At 58.4% G+C, this 18,254-nt stretch carries 13 protein-coding genes; all 13 read left to right on the top strand.

What is annotated here, in order from left to right; genetic code table 11:
- Window positions 1-17: 17 nt before the first annotated feature.
- Complete coding sequence (locus tag KF757_08060) at window positions 18-566, top strand: hypothetical protein (GenBank protein ID MBX3322929.1); 549 nt, start codon at window positions 18-20, stop codon at window positions 564-566.
- 174 nt (window positions 567-740) lie between these two features.
- Entirely contained in the window at window positions 741-1,169 is a 429-nt protein-coding gene (rplK, locus tag KF757_08055) for a 50S ribosomal protein L11 (GenBank protein MBX3322928.1), read from the top strand.
- A gap of 3 nt (window positions 1,170-1,172) precedes the next feature.
- Window positions 1,173-1,871 (top strand): 50S ribosomal protein L1, encoded by a 699-nt coding sequence (gene rplA, locus KF757_08050; GenBank protein ID MBX3322927.1) that lies wholly within the window; start codon window positions 1,173-1,175, stop codon window positions 1,869-1,871.
- Window positions 1,872-1,915: 44 nt separating this feature from the next.
- Entirely contained in the window at window positions 1,916-2,461 is a 546-nt protein-coding gene (gene rplJ, locus KF757_08045; protein ID MBX3322926.1) for a 50S ribosomal protein L10, read from the top strand.
- Between the two features lie 167 nt (window positions 2,462-2,628).
- Entirely contained in the window at window positions 2,629-3,033 is a 405-nt protein-coding gene (gene rplL / locus KF757_08040) for a 50S ribosomal protein L7/L12 (GenBank protein MBX3322925.1), read from the top strand.
- Between the two features lie 305 nt (window positions 3,034-3,338).
- Window positions 3,339-7,172: a DNA-directed RNA polymerase subunit beta gene (gene rpoB, locus KF757_08035; protein ID MBX3322924.1), complete on the top strand. Its 3,834-nt coding sequence runs from the start codon at window positions 3,339-3,341 to the stop codon at window positions 7,170-7,172.
- Between the two features lie 81 nt (window positions 7,173-7,253).
- Entirely contained in the window at window positions 7,254-11,645 is a 4,392-nt protein-coding gene (rpoC, locus tag KF757_08030; GenBank protein ID MBX3322923.1) for a DNA-directed RNA polymerase subunit beta', read from the top strand.
- A 95-nt stretch (window positions 11,646-11,740) separates the two neighbouring features.
- Window positions 11,741-13,168, top strand: a complete 1,428-nt coding sequence (locus KF757_08025) for an RtcB family protein (GenBank protein ID MBX3322922.1) — start codon at window positions 11,741-11,743, stop codon at window positions 13,166-13,168.
- Between the two features lie 75 nt (window positions 13,169-13,243).
- Window positions 13,244-13,666, top strand: a complete 423-nt coding sequence (gene mntR, locus KF757_08020; protein MBX3322921.1) for a manganese-binding transcriptional regulator MntR — start codon at window positions 13,244-13,246, stop codon at window positions 13,664-13,666.
- A gap of 103 nt (window positions 13,667-13,769) precedes the next feature.
- On the top strand, window positions 13,770-14,786 hold the full coding sequence (locus KF757_08015) for a zinc ABC transporter substrate-binding protein (GenBank protein ID MBX3322920.1): 1,017 nt from the start codon (window positions 13,770-13,772) through the stop codon (window positions 14,784-14,786).
- Window positions 14,783-15,637 (top strand): ABC transporter ATP-binding protein, encoded by an 855-nt coding sequence (locus tag KF757_08010; protein ID MBX3322919.1) that lies wholly within the window; start codon window positions 14,783-14,785, stop codon window positions 15,635-15,637. Before KF757_08015 ends, KF757_08010 begins: the two co-directional genes overlap by 4 nt.
- Window positions 15,637-16,917, top strand: coding sequence for a metal ABC transporter permease (locus tag KF757_08005; GenBank protein MBX3322918.1), 1,281 nt, complete (start codon window positions 15,637-15,639; stop codon window positions 16,915-16,917). The genes KF757_08010 and KF757_08005 overlap by 1 nt, the downstream gene beginning before the upstream one ends.
- Entirely contained in the window at window positions 16,914-18,239 is a 1,326-nt protein-coding gene (locus KF757_08000) for a metal ABC transporter permease (protein MBX3322917.1), read from the top strand. The genes KF757_08005 and KF757_08000 overlap by 4 nt, the downstream gene beginning before the upstream one ends.
- Window positions 18,240-18,254: the final 15 nt, after the last annotated feature.

The raw sequence follows: 18,254 nt of genomic DNA, 5'->3' as shown, positions 1-18,254 counted from the left end.
GCTGGGGAAGTTCGGGTATGTACTACGCTGGGAACCAGCCTCAACTCATCGAGACAGTCGGCTGGGGCACGCTCAATCAACCCGCGACCAGTGTGCCAGCGCAGCCTCCGGCTCCGGTCGATCCGCCCACAGCGATTGAACTGGCCCGCATTGCGCTTACCTTTGGCGACGGCGAGGCTGCGGCTTTGCATTACCGAGAGCACATCCTCGAAAACTCCGAGGACTCTCAAGCCCTGCGCGAGTATGGCCTGACGATGCTCGAGTTGGGAAAACTCAGTGACGGGTTCGCGGCGATCCGAAAGGCGTACCGCGATACTCCAACACTGGCAACTTCGCCGATCGAACTTGCAAGACTGGGCTTTGACGCACCGCGCGTGCGAAAGCTGATGGGGGCTGTCTCGCCGGAGGCGAACAAGATCCAGACATCGTCTGCATGGTTGACATTGGCAGTGATACTCCAGGCACAGGGCAAGGATCTGGCGGCTCAACGGATGCTCCAGAAGTCCGAAGCCAACGGGCTGGATGAGCCAATTACCCAGGCGATGAAGTCGGCACTTCGTCGATAAAAGGATGCGGCCTCTGTCTTGATGGTCCCTTGTTTCGTGAAGGGGCAGGCCTACACTTGAGGCCCTGCACGCGGAGGGTCCGCGCCAGGACAAGTCAAACCGTCAACACCACCACCAGAGTCTGCGCCACGGCCTGTCGCGCGACAACACACTGGCGGTGGGAGGTGGAGCATCATGGCCAAAAGAGAACTTACGAAGACGATCAAAGTGATGGCCCCCGGTGGCAAGGCGACGCCTGCGCCACCGCTTGGGCCGGTGCTCGGTGCCAATGGCATCAATCCGGGCCAGTTCGTGCAGCAGTTCAACGCTGCGACCGCAGCCCTCAATGGCAAACTCGTCGGGTGCATCATTCGTGCCTACAGCGATCGCTCGTTCGAGTTTGAAATCAAGAGCTCGCCCGCTTCGGTGCTGATCCTTGAAGCGGCAGGCGTCGAGAAGGGTTCAGGCGAGCCGAACAAGAACAAGGTCGGCAAGATCAATCAGGAGCAGGTCCGCAAGATCGCTCACGAGAAGATGGCCGATCTGAATGCATCCACGATCGAGTCCGCGATGAAGGTCATTGAAGGCACGGCACGCTCCATGGGCGTCGTGGTGGAGGGCTGATCCATGCCGCAGAGAACAAAGAAGCAGAAAGTCAATGACTCACTTCGCCCGACTGCGCCGCTTGATGCGCCATCAGCGGTGTCGCTGCTGAAGAAATTTCAGGCTCCGAAGTTCGACCAGACCGTTGAGGTCGTGATGCACCTTGGTGTTGACACGAAGCAGGCGGACCAGATGTTGCGTGGATCGGTGTCTCTCCCTCGCGGGATCGGCAAGGCCAAGCGGGTCATCGCGTTCTGCCCGTCAGATGTTGTGGCCAAGGCGATGGCCGCTGGCGCTCTCAAGGCTGGTGGCGAGGATCTGGTTGAGGAAGTCGAGAAAGGGTTCTTCGACTTTGATGTCGCGGTGGCCTCGCCCGACATGATGCGAGTGATCTCGAAACTCGGACGCGTGCTGGGGCCTAAGGGCCTGATGCCGAGCCCGAAGAACGGGACCGTGGCGGGCAACGTTCCAGACGCTGTGAAGGAGTTTGCCGCTGGCAAGGTCGAATATCGCACGGACAAGGGCGGCAACGTTCACGCAGTGATCGGAAAGATGAGTTTTCCCGAGTCGCACCTGGTCGAGAATCTTGAATACTTCATCACGACGATCGAGAAGGTGCGTCCCTCGACCGTCAAGGGAGTGTACATCAGGAAGATCACACTGAGCGGAACTATGACCCCCGGGGTGCAGTTGAAGTACGAAACAGCAGCGGTCGAGGCCTGACGGGCCCGAACGCGTGAATGCAAGCAGGATTCAAGGAGTGTTCCATGTCTAAGCCCGTCAAGAACATCATCATCCGCGACTACAAGGAGCGCATCGGCGACTTCGAGGACGCGATGCTGATCAGCCTTCGGGGTGTCAGTTCCAACAACACCAACCAGATCCGTCAGGCGCTCTTCAAGAAAGAGATCCGCGTGACGGTGATTCGCAATCAACTGTTCATGCAGGCATTTGGCGACACCAAGCTCGCCGGCTTGTCGCCGCTCCTGACTGGATCGAACGCGCTGGCCTACGGGGCTGAGTCGGTTGTCGAGGTGGCCAGAGAAATCGTCGAGCTGCTCAAGAAGTATCCGGATGTCGAACTCCGCGGCGCGGTGCTCGATGGCCAGCTCTTTACTGGTGACGCCGGCGTGAGGGCACTGAGCAAGTACCCGACCCGAGAAGAAGCGATCGCCAAGGACATCACCCTCATTCTCAGCCCCGGGCGCAATCTGCTCGGGCAGGTCAAAGGTCCGGGTGGCAGACTGCTCGGCATTGTCAAAGCGATCGAAGAGAAGTTGGAAAAGGGCGAGACGATCGCTGCGATTGGTTGATGGATCAGGCCCGGTTGTCGGGCAATGTATTTCGATGAACTCGTGATCATCCAACTGGCCCGTGGCGTTTCGGCGTTCGGGTTAAAGAGCCGAATGGTTCGGCCCCTCTTGGATGAGCGTGTCCAAAGGCCTCGGTTGCGGGGCGATGTTTCAGGAGGCTCTAAGCCATGTCGGATGGAACCAAAACGTTTGATGCGAAGATCAAGGATCTGGGCGACAAGCTCGCGGGTTTGACGCTCAAGGAGGCTGTTGATCTCGGCGACTATATGAAGGAAACCTACGGGATCGAGGCTGCTGCGGGCGGCGCGATCATGATGGCGGGTCCGGCCGATGGCGGCGGTGCTGCGGCGGCTGAAGAAAAGACCAGCTTCGATGTCGTCCTCAAGGGCTCGGGCGACCAGAAGATCAAGGTCATCAAGGTCGTCCGCGAGGCAACCGGTCTGGGCTTGAAGGAAGCCAAGGATCTGGTCGACGGCACGCCGGCCAAGGTCAAGGAAGGCCTGTCGAAGGAAGACGCCGAGAAACTGGCCGCTTCGCTCAAGGAAGTCGGCGCGGACGTCGAGATCGCCTGATTACGGACATTGGGTCCCAGGCAGACAAACTGCGAATCGAGGGACCCCCTTAACGGGGGTCCTTTTTTTCTCTTGAGGCGCGATTGGTCCAAAAACTTTAGAAAAGTTCAAATTTGGACTGGTCCGGGCAGATTCGACTGGTTATACTGACGGGTTCGGCGCGGTGCGGGGCCAGCCAGGAACATTTTTTCATGCAGCGGCGTGACGACGGGTGTTGTTCTGCCAAGATGGACGGAAACAGCAGCGGCGTTTTGGTGCATACTCGTTCGGCGGGCGCGCCGCGTTATTCTTTCGCGAGGTAGTTGATGGCATCGACCACTGTGCGCGGTAAAAGCAGTGACCGGGTAATTCGTCGGTTCACCAAGCGTGGGGATGCGCTCCCTATTCCTGACCTGACGCAGATTCAGGGGGTCGCGTACGAGCGGTTCCTGCAGGTTGGTGTTGCGCCAGCAGCACGCAACAAGCAGTACGGGCTCGAAGCACTCCTGCACGAAATCTTCCCGATCGAAAGTTACGACGGGACGATGAGGCTCGAGTACATCTCGTACTCGCTCGAAGAGCCTCGCTATACCCCTGACGAGTGCCGCGAACTGCGATTGACCTACGGGCACCCGTTCCGCATCACGGTGCGTCTGCAACGCGAGACGCACGGCGACTTGCCCGAAGAGGACATCTATCTGGGCGAGTTCCCGATCATGATCGGTGGCGGTGAGTTCATCGTGAACGGGGCTGAGCGGGTGATCGTCAGCCAGTTGCACCGTTCTCCCGGCGTCGACTTTTCGATCGTGTCAAGCGAATCGGACCGCCCGCTGCACTCGGCTCGCATCATTCCTGAGCGAGGCTCGTGGATCGAGCTCGAAGTGACCAAGAAAGACGTGCTGGCGATGCGGATCGACCAGTCGACCAAGCTTGCCGCAACGACGTTCCTGCGATGTCTCGATGAGTCTGTGGCTTCGACGGATGCGATCATTGGACTGTTCTACGAAGTGACCGAGTTGCCGGCCGACAAGGTCGCAGCGGAGCATTGGGCAGCCCAGTCGATTGTGGACACCGAAAGCGGCGAGGAACTGGTGCATGTGGGGCGTCAGATCGGTGATGCGGCCGCCGCGATCGCAGCCAGTTCGCTTAAGAAAGTCCGCGTGGTTCAGAATCCGTCGGACACGCTGATTCTCAACACGATCGCGGAAGAGAAACTCGACCAGTTTGATGCCAATTCGGAGTTTGAGAAGGCCCTGCTTCGCGTGTACACGAAACTGCGCCCGGGCAATCCGCCGCAGATTGAAAAAGCCAAGCAGTTGTTCGACGAGAAATTTTACGACGACAACCGTTACCGCCTCGGGCGTGTCGGGCGATTCCGCATCAACCGCAAGTTCGGGCTCAACGTGCCGGAAGAGGAAATGTTCCTTCGCAGCGAGGACTTCCTGCGTGTGGTGCAGTATCTCTTGGACTTGCGTTCGAGTCGCCAGGACCCGGAGACAGGCCGAGCAATTGCACAGGTCGACGACATCGATCACCTTGGCAATCGCCGTCTGCGCACGCTCGATGAGCTTGCAGTCGATGAGTTGCGCAAGGGATTCCTGAAACTGCGCCGCACGGTGCAGGAGCGCATGAGCGTCAAGGATCCGGAAGAAGTGACCAAGATCGCAGACCTGGTGAACTCGAAGAGCATTTCGAGCGCGATCGACTTTTTCTTCGGCCGCAGCGAACTGAGCCAGGTGGTTGACCAGACCAATCCGCTTTCGTCACTGGTGCATGAGCGGCGGTTGTCGGCACTCGGACCGGGCGGCTTGAACCGCAAGCGTGCGGGCTTTGAAGTGCGCGACGTTCACATTTCGCACTACGGCCGCGTGTGTCCGATCGAAACTCCCGAAGGTACGAATATCGGTCTGATCTGTTCGCTGGGCATCTTTGCAGGCGTTGACGAGTATGGGTTCCTGCTGACACCGTATCGCGAGGTCAAGAAGGGCAAGGCGACTGGCAATCTTGTTCAGCTGCGTGCAGATGAGGAATTGCGTGCGGTGCTTGCGCCTGCCGACTCTTTGACTCTGGATGGCAAACTCAAAGAGGGCGCTGTGCTTGCCCGTGTCGACGGCGAGTTGACGGAGGTCGATTCGACTCTGGTGAACTATGTCGATATTTCGCCTAAGCAGATTGTGGGTATCTCGGCCGGTCTGATTCCGTTCCTTGAACACGACGACGCGAACCGGGCGCTGATGGGTTCGAACATGCAGAGGCAGGCAGTGCCTCTGGTGCGTATCGAGCCTCCGCTCATCGCGACCGGTCTTGAACAGGACATTGGCCGAAACTCGGGCATGGTTGTCAAGGCCAAGCGATCCGGGGTGGTGACATTTGTCGATGCTGAACGAGTGATTATCGACAATGCCGATGAATATGTGCTGCGCAAGTTTGTGGGGCTTAATGAGCGCACGTGCCAGAACCAGAAACCGGTCGTCAAAATCGGGCAGAAGGTTGTGGCGGGGCAGGTCATAGCGGACGGCGCCTCAACCCACCATGGCGAGCTGGCAATCGGCAAGAGCGTGCTTGTCGCGTTCAACACGTTCGACGGGTACAACTTTGAAGACGCGATCGTGATGAGCGAGCGACTGCTCAAGGACGACACGTTCACATCGATTCACATCGATGCGTTCGATGTCGAGATTCGCGATACCAAACTGGGTCGCGAGGAGTTCACGCGAGACATTCCGAACGTCTCGGAGAAGGTGCTTCGGAACCTCGACGACAACGGGATCATTCGACTCGGTGCCCGGGTCGGGCCCGGCGATATTCTTGTCGGCAAGGTCAGCCCCAAGAGCAAGACGGAACTGACGCCGGAAGAGAAACTACTGCACGCGATCTTCGGCCGCGCCGGTGAGGACGTGAAGAACGACTCGCTCGAAGTCCCAGCCGGGGTTGAAGGCATTGTGATTGGCGCGAAGAAGTTCAGCCGTCGGGTCCACATGTCCGACGCGCAGAAGAAGCAGCTCAAGAAGGACATTGAGGCGTATGAGCGTGAGATGGACCTTCAGGGGATCTCGCTGTTTCGTCAGATGACGCAGTCGATCAACGATGTGATCGGCACTGAGATGATCGACCCGATGACGCGGCAGAAGGTTGGCGCATCGGATATTCCCGAGGTTATTCTGGAGCAGATTCAGACTTTTGATGTGAAGTGGGCCAAGGGCAGCAAAGAAACGCGCGAGCAGGCGGAGGTTATTCACAAGCAGTTCTGGCCTCGAATTCTTGCTATCGAGACTGAGAAACAACGCAAAGTTGCGCATATGAAGCGTGGGGACGAGCTCCCCAATGGCGTGCTGGAGATGGTCAAGGTCTACCTGGCATCCAAGCGTCAGCTTTCGGTGGGTGACAAGTTCGCCGGGCGTCACGGCAACAAGGGCGTGATCGCCCGCATTGTGCCGGAAGAAGACATGCCGTTCATGGAAGACGGCACGCCGGTCGATGTGATGCTCAACCCGCTTGGTGTGCCGAGCCGCATGAACGTTGGACAGATTCTTGAGACGCACCTCGGGTGGGCGGCTCAGGTGCTGGGGTTCCAGGCTGTGACACCGGTATTCGACGGTGCGACTGAGGACGAGATCCATGCCGCTGTCCGTGAGGCCAATGAGCATGTCGAATCGCGCCTTGCAGAGATTGAGCGCACGGGCGAACCTGCCGGCACGCGTGAACTCCTTGCAAAGATGCCGTTCGGCGGAAAGATCCAGTTGTTCGATGGTCGAACGGGCGAGGCGTTCCATCAGCGCACGACTGTCGGGTACATGTACGTCCTCAAACTGCACCATCTTGTTGACGACAAGATCCATGCCCGCGCGACCGGGCCGTACAGCCTCATCACGCAACAGCCGCTCGGTGGCAAGGCACGCACCGGCGGACAGCGATTCGGCGAAATGGAAGTGTGGGCGCTCGAAGCCTACGGAGCGGCGTACATCCTTCAGGAACTGCTCACAGTCAAGAGCGACGATGTTGAGGGACGCACCAAGATCTACGAGAGCATGGTCAAGGGCAACAACCGTCTTGAAGCGGGAATGCCTGTTGCGTTTGACGTGCTCTGCAATGAACTCAAGGGTCTTGGCATGAACATCACGATGGAAAAGAAGCGACTCGAAGGCGCAAGCCTGCTGTAGCGAACTGGTGTCGGTAGCCTGAGTTTTCGTCGTGATGTTGAGGCATTTAGAAGGTGACTCTCGCACAGGAGATCAAGCGAGATGAGTGACAGCGTATACGAGCGTGTGAACGACTTCTCGGCGGTGAAGGTGACCCTGGCGTCGCCCAACGACATCCGCGCGTGGTCTTATGGCGAGGTCAAAAAGCCCGAGACCATCAACTATCGCACCTACCGCCCTGAGAAGGACGGCTTGTTTTGCGAGCGCATCTTCGGGCCCGAGCGCGACTACGAGTGTGCGTGCGGAAAGTTCCGAGGCACGAAGTACAAGGGCATCATCTGCGATCGTTGCGGCGTGAAGGTCACGCACTCGCGCGTCCGCCGCAAGCGCATGGGGCACATCAATCTCGCAGCCCCGATTGTTCACATCTGGTTTTTCAAGAGCATGCCCAGTCGCCTTGGCACATTGCTCGCCATGAAGACCAGTGATCTCGAGAAGATCATCTATTACCAGGACTACGTGGTCGTGGATCCGGGCGATACGGAACTCAAGTACAAGCAGGTGCTCACCGAGGACGAGTATCGCGTTGCTGTCGAGAAGTTTGGGAATGCGTTCAGGGGCCTGATGGGTGCTGACGCGATCCGCGACCTGATCGAACGTCTTGACCTGGCGACCGAGGCCGAGCAGATTCGCAAAGAACTCCGCGAGACACGCAGCAAGCAAAAGACAAAAGATCTCGCCAAGCGCCTCAAGCTGGTCGAGCAGGTGCGAGGAAGTGCAAACGACCCTGCGTGGCTGGTGATGGATGTGATTCCGGTGATTCCGCCGGACCTGCGTCCACTTGTGCTGCTTGAAAGCGGCAACTTTGCGACGAGCGACCTGAACGATCTCTATCGCCGCATTATCAATCGCAACAACCGCCTCAAGAAGTTGATGGACCTGAATGCGCCCGAGGTGATCATTCGCAATGAGAAGCGGATGCTGCAGCAGGCGGTGGATGCGCTGTTTGACAACAACCGCTGCCGTCGCCCGGTGCTTGGGTCGAGCAATCGTCCGCTCAAGTCGCTTACTGACATGATCAAGGGCAAGCAGGGGCGTTTCCGCGAGAACCTGCTCGGCAAGCGAGTGGACTATTCTGCTCGTTCGGTGATCGTGGTCGGTCCGGAACTGAAACTGTGGCAGTGCGGACTTCCGAAGAAGATTGCGCTCGAACTCTATCAGCCGTTCATCATCCGCAAGCTGAAAGAGCACGGTTTCGCAGACACGATCAAGAGCGCCAAGCGGATGCTCGAGAGGCGAGATCCGGAAGTCTGGGACATCCTCGAAGAGGTCATCTTCCAGCATCCAGTGCTCCTGAACCGCGCTCCGACGCTTCACCGCATGGGTATCCAGGCGTTTGAGCCGGTGCTTGTTGAAGGCAATGCCATTCGCCTGCACCCGCTCGTGTGCGGCGGATTCAATGCTGACTTTGACGGCGACCAGATGGCTGTCCACCTGCCTCTTTCGGTCGAGGCGCAGGCTGAGGCCCATGTGCTCATGCTCAGCACGAACAATATTTTCAGCCCGGCCAACGGCAGCCCGATTATCTCGGCGTCGCAGGACATCGTCATGGGGGTGTATTTCATCACCACCATGAACAATGAGGATCGCAAGAGCGAGAAGGACATTCCGCGGTTCAAGGACCGCACCGAGGCGATTCTGGCATATGACCGCGGGATCATCAACCTGCACGACCAGATCAGTGTCAGGGTGGACGGGTTCCAGTCGGTGGTCAACAGCCAGCGCGGCCCGGTGGAGTCGATCCCCGAGCACGGACGCATCATCACGACTGTCGGTCGTGTGCTGTTTTCGGATATCCTCGCGCCAGGAATGCCGTTCTATAACTGCGCACTTGGCAAGAAGGGCTGTGCCCGCGTCATCGACGACACCTATCAGTACAGCGGCAAGCCCGCGACGATCGATCTGCTTGACGACATGAAGGCTGTCGGGTTCAAGCAGTCGACAACCGCTGGCCTGAGTTTCGGCGTGACAGACTTGCGCATTCCGGAAGAAAAGCCGAAGCTGCTCGCAGATTCACAGAAACTCGCTGATCGTGTCGAGAAGAGCTACGAGATCGGTGTCATTACGGACCGCGAACGTTACAACCAGCTGCTCGATATCTGGAGCCATTGCCGCGAGCAGTTGACGCAGCGTCTGATCGAGACGCTCAAGAACGATCGCCGTAATCCCGACGATTCGTACGCGTCGATCGAGAACAAAGAAGGCCTGCCGTACTTGAACCCCGTGTATCTGATGAGCGATTCGGGTGCTCGTGGTAACGTGAGCCAGATGCAGCAGTTGGCGGGTATGCGTGGACTGATGGCCAAGCCCTCGGGCGAAATCATCGAAACGCCCATTCGAGCGAACTTCCGCGAAGGGCTCAACGTGCTTGAGTATTTCAGCTCGACGCACGGAGCGCGCAAGGGCTTGGCGGACACGGCACTCAAGACTGCGGACTCTGGCTACCTCACACGCAAACTGTGCGATATTGCGCAGTCCGTGATCGTCGGGGAGCATGACTGCGGCTCGAGGCGCGGCATTCTGAAGCGTGCCACGTACAAGGGCGAGCAGGTCGACATTCCGCTGCGTGACCAGATCATTGGTCGCATTAGTGTGTTCAACATCATGAATCCTGTTACGGATGTGATCATCGTTCGTGCGAATGAAATGATTACGCCCGAGATCGCCGACGCCATCGAAGAACTCGGCATCGACAGCGTCATGGTGCGCAGCCCGCTGACGAGCGACAGCCGATTCGGCTGCTCAGTGCTCGATTACGGCATGGACATGTCTACGAGCAAACTGGTCGAAGAGGGCATGGCCATCGGGATCATTGCAGCCCAGTCAATCGGTGAGCCGGGCACGCAGTTGACGATGCGTACGTTCCATACGGGCGGCATCGGCACGCGCACGATCGCGGAGAGCGAAGCCAAGGCCACCAGCGCCGGTACCGTCGAGGCCCGCGACTGTGGCGAGGTTCCAGCTAAAGACGACGACGGGAACGACGTCTACGTTTCGCTCAAGCGGAGCGGCGAGGTTGTCATTCTCGATGACAAGGGCCGCGAACTTGATAAGTTCAAGGTGCCATACGGCGGATACATCTACGTCAAGTCTGGCGAGACGGTCAAGCGGGGAACGCTGCTGGTCAAGTGGGACCCTCACCGGAGCCCGACTCTGGCCGAGAAGCCTGGTATTGTGCAATACATCGACATCGAACTCGGGCAGACGGTCCGCGAAGAGGATGCGGGTCGTGGGCAGAAGGCGCTTGTCGTCATCGAGCACAAGGGCGATCTGCACCCGCAGATCAACGTCGTTGACGAATCGGGCAATATTCTGGACTTCCACTACCTTCCTGCCAAGGCGCGTATCGAGGTTCAGGACGGGCAGAAGGTCAAGGCTGGGCAGATGCTCGCTCGTCAGCCGCGTGGCGCTGCCGGTTCGCAGGACATCGTCGGTGGTCTGCCTCGCGTGACGGAGATCTTCGAGGCGCGCAAGCCGAAGGATCCGGCGACCATGTCCGAAATCTCCGGGCGTGTCGAGATCCATGCCGACAAGCGTAAGGGCAAGATGACGATTCGCGTTGTATCAGACGCAGGCATCGAGAAGGACCATCACGTTCCTTCCGACAAGCAGCTGATGGTGCATACGGGCGACTATGCGCAGGCTGGCGACCCGCTGACCGAAGGTCCGCTTGTGCCACACGATATCCTTCGCATCAAGGGCGAGGAGGCGTTGTGGGCGTACATGCTCGACGAGGTGCAGAATGTGTATCGCGCGCAGGGTGTGACTATCAACGACAAGCACATCGAACTCATCGTGAGTCAGATGTTGCGCAAGTTGCGTGTCGAAAGCCCCGGCGATACCGAGCTGTTGCCGCATGAAGTGATCGACAAGTACAATTTCAAGCAGCACAACGCACGCATCGCAAACATGGTGCGCATCTCTGAATCGGGCGGAACAGACCTGAAGGTTGGCGAACTGGTCGAGAAGTCGGTGATTCGCGAAGCCAACGCTCGTGCCGAGGCTGAGGGCAAGGAGCCCGCCAAAGCCAAGCGTGCACGCCCCGCGACCGGCCGAACATTGCTGCTCGGTATCACCAAGGCTTCGCTTCAGAGCGATTCGTTCCTCTCGGGTGCATCATTCCAGGAGACGACGAAGGTTCTGACCGAGGCGTCACTGCGAGGGGCCGAGGATGAACTCATCGGCCTCAAGGAGAATGTGCTGCTCGGGCACCTGATCCCCGCGGGTACTGGGTTCCGGCGCTATCAGGACATTCGCGTTCGGCCATTGGTCGAGGTCTCGAGTCTGGATGCAGCGAGCGAGGAACGCATGCTCGCCGAAGCTTCGCAGGCTGCAGAAGCCTTTGGCGCATCATCCGGTGCGGGTTCCATGCCACAGGTGCAGGTGCGAGGCGACGTGATGATCGGTGGCACAGCCGACGCGTTGGACAACTGAAGCGAAGTACCAGCGTGCTGGTTTGTTCCCGCGCGATCGGTGCGCAGTCTCTCGTTCGCACTGTCTCTTCGGGGCAGTTCCTACGATCTGCTGCCATGAAGAAGCGTGAGCTGGTCAATCTGGGTCTTACTTCACCAGAGGCAATAGCTGCTGCGATTGCTGCGTGTCGACAGCACCGCCTTGGCCGCGATCAGGCGAGGCAGTCGCTGATTCGTCTCATCAACGATCCCGCTGCGATGGCGGATGATCCAACCTGGGGTGCTGTTGCGGCGGCGCTCATCTCCCATCCGGATCAGTATGCGCAGTCCGTAGAGGCTCCGTTGCGGCTGTGGGGTAAAGTCGGGGAAGACTTCGATCGTGCGGCATTTGACCAGATCGCTCGCGCGTGCGAGTTGCCAATAGCGGCTGCGGGTGCGCTCATGCCCGATGCTCATGTCGGGTACGGCCTTCCGATCGGGGGCGTGCTCGCGACTCGCAACGCAGTCATTCCGTACGCGGTGGGGGTAGACATTGCTTGTCGAGTTAAACTTTCGGTCTTCGATCTGCCTCCTTCGATGCTCGAAACCGATTCGGGCCGCGAGCGATTGACACATGCGATCGAATCCGAGACTCGCTTCGGCGTCGGGGCGGAGTTCGGATCGCGTTCCGATCGAACCCCCAGACGTGAGCACGCAGTCCTTGATGATGATTGGGCCGTTTCGCCGGTTACCCTGCGACTCAAGCCCAAGGCACACGCCCAACTCGGCACTTCCGGTTCGGGTAATCACTTCGTCGAGTTTGGTGTCCTTTCGATTGCAGAAGATTCCACCGATCTGCCCTTACCGGCTGGAGAGTACCTGGCACTGCTGTCGCATTCCGGTTCGCGTGGATGCGGGGCTGCGGTGTGCGATCATTACTCTCGCCTCGCGATGGAGCAGCACGCGAAACTTGATCCACAGTATCGTCAACTCGCGTGGCTCGATCTCGACTCGCACGCGGGAAAGGAGTACTGGAATGCGATGCAACTCATGGGTGAATACGCAGCAGCAAATCACGCCTGTATCCATGCTCACATTGCGAAGCATATCGGTGCCGAAACGCTCCTTGGCGTTGAAAACCACCACAACTTCGCGTGGGAAGAGGAACACATCTTCAACGGCTCAATCGAGCGAGTGATCGTCCATCGCAAGGGCGCAACCCCTGCGGGTGCCGGCGTGCTCGGCGTCATTCCCGGCACCATGGCGGACCCGGCGTTTGTGGTTGTCGGCAAGGATGGATCCGGGTCGCTCGCATCAGCATCGCACGGAGCAGGGCGTGTGATGTCACGCACTGCAGCCAGAAAATCGTTCAACTGGAAGGCGGTCAAGCCGATGCTCGCCGAGCGCCGCGTCACACTCATCTCGGCCGGCATCGACGAGAATCCGCATGTGTACAAGGACATTCGACGCGTTCTTTCACTCCAGCACGATCTCGTGCGACCGATAGCGAGATTCGATCCCAGGCTGGTCAAGATGGCTCCTGAAGGCGAGAAGGCCGAGGACTGAATCAGATGATGCTCACGCAGCGTGGTCGCTGTTCAAGTGAAACGCTTCGCATACGAGAGATCAGGGAACACTGCGATGAAACGAGTCACTGACAAGGTTGCGATGCGAAAGACGCGTGCGGACCACTCCAATGAAACGGCCGAAGACTATGTCGAAGCCATCGCTGAAGTCATTGAGCAACTCGGCAAGTGTCGCGTAGTCGATCTGGCATCGAGATTTGGTGTGAGCCATGTGACTGTAACGCGGATTATCATGCGTCTCGAAAGTGTCGGCCTGGTCACGACCGAGCCCTATCGCCCGATCGAACTGACGGCGGCAGGACAAAAACTCGCCCGAGAGTCGCGGCAGAGGCATGACATCGTGTACCGGTTTCTGATTGCGATCGGCATAGACGCACGAACCGCTGCGATTGACGCTGAGGGGATCGAACACCACGTCAGTCGCAAGACACTGGACCGTTTCGCGGCCATCGCCGACGCACACAAACCATCCTCTTGACGAACCCGGAATCGCATGATACACTTCAGACGCTAAATGTAGCCTGTGCTACATTAGCGGGGTTTCGAGTGGCGGCGCAACCCGCCCGTTGTGGAGCAAGGTGATGGTCAGTTCAGAGTTCACGCGGTTCGTGAATACACGGCGCATTGTGGCCCTGTTGGGGATGGCGGTACTCGTGCTGTTCACAGCGTGCAGCCGTCGCGGTCCAGAGTCGGAGCGCGATGCCGCAGAAAACCGATATCGTGTCGTGACCACGATAGGAATGATTACGGACATTGTTGAGCGCGTCGCCGGGGATCGGGCTCAGGTTCAAGGCTTGGTGTCTCCCGGTACTGATCCTCATCTTTATAGGCCAACTCGAAGTGATATTGCTGCGCTCATGAATGCGGATATTGTCTTTTACAATGGGCTTCTGCTCGAAGGGAAGATGACCGACACTCTGGTTCGCGTCGCATCGAGCGGCAAACCGGTTCACGCTGTGACGGAACTGATTGACGAAAGAGAACTCATCGAGCCTGAAGGCTACGAGGGGCACGCCGATCCGCATGTCTGGATGGATCCCTTGGCCTGGATGAAGGCTGTTGAGGTCGTGCGCGATGCCTTGATCGCGTTCGATCCGGGCGGAGCCGATGTGTATCGCTTGAATGCAGCCGATGTGGTGGCGCAGATTCAGCATGTGCACGACTACGCCGAGCGAGTGCTTGCGTCGGTACCAGAGTCGGCACGAATTCTGATCTCTGCGCACGACGCTTTCGGCTATTTTGGTCGTCGCTATGGGTTTGAAGTTGTCGGGATTCAAGGCATTTCCACCGACTCCGAAGCAGGAGTACGCCACATCGAGTCGCTGGTGCGCATGATTGTGGAGCGTGATGTCGGAGCCGTGTTTGTCGAGTCCACTGTCGCTGAACGCAATGTTGAGGCCTTGGTTGCCGGGGTTCGGGCACGCGGCAAGACTGTTCGTATCGGGGGAGAACTATTTTCAGACGCGATGGGTCGGCGTGGCACCTACGAGGGTACCTACGTCGGCATGATCGATCACAATGTCTCGACGATCGCTCGAGCGCTTGGAGGCGTGGTTCCACCGGGAGGTGCCAACGGCAGATTGGTCGCGATCCCATGAGTACCAAGAGCGGGACGAAGAGTGCTCGTGCTCAGGCGGTGCCCGATGTGGCAATCGCGCGGGTCATCGCTCGTCCGGAGCATTCTGCTGCAAGCCCACTCACTATTCACGCCATGACGGTTTCATACCATCGCAAGCCTGTGCTGTGGGATGTGGACTATGACGCGCCGTCCGCGTCGCTCATCGCTATTGTTGGGCCGAATGGTGCCGGCAAGAGCACATTCATCAAGGCATGTCTGGGTCTCGTTCCTCGCGCTACGGGTGAAGTGGCTTTCTGGGGGCAGTCTCTTCGTGACGCGCGATCACGAATCGGATATATGCCGCAACGTGAGAGCGTGGATTGGGATTTTCCAGTCTCGGTACTTGATGTGGTTTGTATGGGAAGATATCGAAAGATTGGCTGGTTTCGCCCCGTCTCGCGGGCACACAAAACATTCGCGACGTCGTGCCTTGATCGAGTGGGTCTGGCTGATCTCGCGGGAAGGCAGATCAGTCAACTCTCCGGCGGGCAGCAGCAGCGTGTTTTTCTCGCTAGGGCACTGGCGCAGGAAGCGGATCTCTATTTCATGGATGAACCCTTCGCGGGCGTTGATGCAGCCACCGAGCGTGCGATCATCGAAGTCTTGCGAGATCTGCGAGCAACGGGCAAAACGGTCATCTGCGTGCACCACGATATCCAGACGGTCAACGATTACTTCGAACACTGCATTCTCCTGAACATGCGCGTGGTGGCTGCTGGACCAGTGTCAAGCACCATGACATCTGCCAACCTTCACCGAACGTATGGCGGTCGCCTGACCCTGCTGAGTCAGGCCAGTGAAGCAGTCGCACGCAGCAGCGGGGTGGACTGATGTTCGAAGCATTGGCCGAACTTGCAGACCAACTCATACTTCCGCTTCGCGAAGTGCATCTGGTCTTTCTCGGTCGAGCCCATAACGCCTCGTACGTCATGTTCGCTGCAGGAATGCTCGGTGTAGCAGCAGGACTTGTTGGCAGTTTTGCGATGTTGCGCAACCGCACACTGATGGCCGACGCACTTGGGCACGCGACACTGCCAGGCATTTGTCTCGCGTTTCTGATTGCCGACGCTTTGGGTGGCTCCGCGCGCGCAGTGGCACTGCTGCTCATCGGTGCAGCCATCAGCGGCGTTCTTGGAGTTTGGTGTGTGCAACAGATCGTACGAAGAACGCGCCTGCGCGATGACGTCGCCATCGGCATGGTGCTCAGTGTGTTTTTCGGCGTTGGCATCGTGCTGCTCGATCTGGCAACGCGCATTGCCAGCACGCCTGCCGGTGGACTGAGCCACTTAATTTATGGCCAAACCGCTGCAATGACTCAACCTGATGCAATTACTATGGCGATTGTGCTCTTGTCGGTTGTCATCGTGTGCCTGCTGCTCTTCAAGGAGTTCACGATTCTGTGCTTCAACGAGCCCTTTGCTGCAGTGACAGGATGGCCTGTGCGTCGTATCGACATGGTGCTCATGGCGCTGGTCGTGCTTGTCACCGTCTCCGGGCTTCAGGCTGTCGGCATCATCCTCATTGTCGCAATGCTCATCATCCCGGCTGCAGCGGCAAGACTCTGGACGAACTCGATCGGCGTCATGGTCATACTTGCGGGCTGCATCGGAGGTTTGAGTGGGTACGTGGGCGCGGCCATCTCTGCAGCAGTCCCACGCAGTCCGGCAGGAGCCATCATTGTGCTCACAGCCGGCGTGCTCTTTATTCTGTCGCTCCTCATGGCACCGTCACGTGGCATAGTGCCCGCGTCCTTACGTCGTGTGCGACAGGCCACGCGATTTGCTGCCGATCACGCACTTGAATCCATGGTTAGCAATGACGCAGTTTCTCCAGCGCGTTCAGGCCTATCCGGCCGCGCTATCGGGGTGTATCTGTGTCTCTCCGGTCTGGCGAAGCGTCAGCCGAGTGGATTGACGTTGACATCGCGCGGGCTTGAACGCGGTCGCCGCGTCGCTCGCAACCATCGCCTCTGGGAGCAGTACCTCATCACATTTGCTGATGTCGCTCCATCTCATGTCGACTGGTCTGTCGATCAGGTCGAACACATACTCTCAAGCGACATGATCGAGCGACTCGAATCCGATCTTGCAGCCAACGAGGTTTCGGCATGAGCGACTTTGTTTCTCTTGATCTCGTGCCGATTCTGGCGGGTCTCCTGGCGGCATTAAGTTGTGGCCTGCTGGGTAATTTTCTTGTGCTCCGTCGGCTGAGCCTTATGGGTGACGCGATCTCGCATTCAGTCCTCCCGGGTATCGTCGTGGCATTTCTCCTGACATCATCGCGTGCACCGATTCCTGTCTTTATAGGTGCACTGATCGCCGGGTTAATCACGGTTCTCCTCGTCGAACTCATCAGGCGGGCAGGGCGTGTCGAATCTGGCGCGGCTATGGGTGTTGCATTTTCCATCATGTTCGCAGTTGGCATCCTTCTCATGCATCAGGTCGCAGCCGACCGAATCGACCTCGATGCGGATTGTGTTCTGCACGGTCAGCTTCAATCGCTCAACTGGGCATCAACCATGTCGTGGAGCGACCTGCTTGATCCTGGTGTAGTCTGGCTGCTTCCGAGGCAAGTTCATGTGCTCGCTGTAACGCTTGCAGTCGTGGTGAGCTTTGTGTTCGTCATGTACAAGGAACTGCGCATCGCTGCATTCGACCCTCAACTCGCATCTGCCCAGGGCATTTCTCCAGGCATCATGCATGTACTGCTCATGCTCCTCGTTGCAGCCACAACGGTCGCTGCGTTCGAGGCTGTGGGTTCGATTCTCGTAATTGCTATGCTGATAGGGCCTGCAGCGACAGCACGACTACTCACAGAACGCCTCGCACCGCAGATCGCAGTCAGCGCTCTGATTGCGGTGCTTGCGAGTCTCGGAGGCTATACCACAGCTGTTTTCGTGCCGATCGCACTTGGAGCTCCGGTGGATCTCAACGCATCCGGAATGATGACAACCATGCTCGGCGTACTTCTCGTGCTCGCTATAGTGTTCTCGCCTTCGCGCGGGTTGATTGCTCGTGCGTTGAACACGCGCCGGCTCGCATCGAGAGTTCGCCGCGATGATCTGCTGGCGTTTCTGTATCGCGAGCATGAGTCGGGCCAACGCACTTCGTCGCTCGCGGTTGCAGCAGAGCGATGGCGTTATAATTCGGACCATCTTGAATCGCTACTCGTCGAGCTCGAACGCAGTGGGCTTATCGTCAAGATGTCAAGCGGCATAGCCCTGACTGAGGCAGGACTGCGCGAAGGCGCGAGCATCGTGCGCAAGCACCGCCTTTGGGAAGCCTATCTCGTCGACAGGGCCGGCCTGCGTCCCGATCATGTGCACGATGTTGCCGAAAAACTTGAGCACATTCCGCTCGATGAATCGGCATTGCCATTGATGCCTTCGCTGCTTGATCCGCACGGAAAACCTATTCCCGAACCACGCGCGTGAGTCGCACGTTTGGCA

The sequence above is a fragment of the Phycisphaeraceae bacterium genome, from assembly GCA_019636795.1.
In the GTDB taxonomy this organism is placed as follows: domain Bacteria; phylum Planctomycetota; class Phycisphaerae; order Phycisphaerales; family UBA1924; genus JAHBWW01.
Note: the sequence above shows the minus strand (reverse complement) of the source record. Positions and strands in the feature narration are given on the sequence as shown.

Excerpts from the sequence above, each read along its gene's own strand:
- rpoB (MBX3322924.1), top strand. The coding sequence starts at position 3,339 with ATGGCATCGACCACTGTGCGCGGTAAAAGCAGTGACCGGGTAATTCGT.
- KF757_08005 (MBX3322918.1), top strand. The coding sequence starts at position 15,637 with ATGTTCGAAGCATTGGCCGAACTTGCAGACCAACTCATACTTCCGCTT.
- rplA (MBX3322927.1), top strand. The coding sequence starts at position 1,173 with ATGCCGCAGAGAACAAAGAAGCAGAAAGTCAATGACTCACTTCGCCCG.
- KF757_08015 (MBX3322920.1), top strand. The coding sequence starts at position 13,770 with ATGGTCAGTTCAGAGTTCACGCGGTTCGTGAATACACGGCGCATTGTG.
- rplK (MBX3322928.1), top strand. The coding sequence starts at position 741 with ATGGCCAAAAGAGAACTTACGAAGACGATCAAAGTGATGGCCCCCGGT.
- rplJ (MBX3322926.1), top strand. The coding sequence starts at position 1,916 with ATGTCTAAGCCCGTCAAGAACATCATCATCCGCGACTACAAGGAGCGC.
- KF757_08010 (MBX3322919.1), top strand. The coding sequence starts at position 14,783 with ATGAGTACCAAGAGCGGGACGAAGAGTGCTCGTGCTCAGGCGGTGCCC.
- rplL (MBX3322925.1), top strand. The coding sequence starts at position 2,629 with ATGTCGGATGGAACCAAAACGTTTGATGCGAAGATCAAGGATCTGGGC.
- KF757_08060 (MBX3322929.1), top strand. The coding sequence starts at position 18 with ATGTACTACGCTGGGAACCAGCCTCAACTCATCGAGACAGTCGGCTGG.
- KF757_08000 (MBX3322917.1), top strand. The coding sequence starts at position 16,914 with ATGAGCGACTTTGTTTCTCTTGATCTCGTGCCGATTCTGGCGGGTCTC.
- mntR (MBX3322921.1), top strand. The coding sequence starts at position 13,244 with ATGAAACGAGTCACTGACAAGGTTGCGATGCGAAAGACGCGTGCGGAC.
- rpoC (MBX3322923.1), top strand. The coding sequence starts at position 7,254 with ATGAGTGACAGCGTATACGAGCGTGTGAACGACTTCTCGGCGGTGAAG.
- KF757_08025 (MBX3322922.1), top strand. The coding sequence starts at position 11,741 with ATGAAGAAGCGTGAGCTGGTCAATCTGGGTCTTACTTCACCAGAGGCA.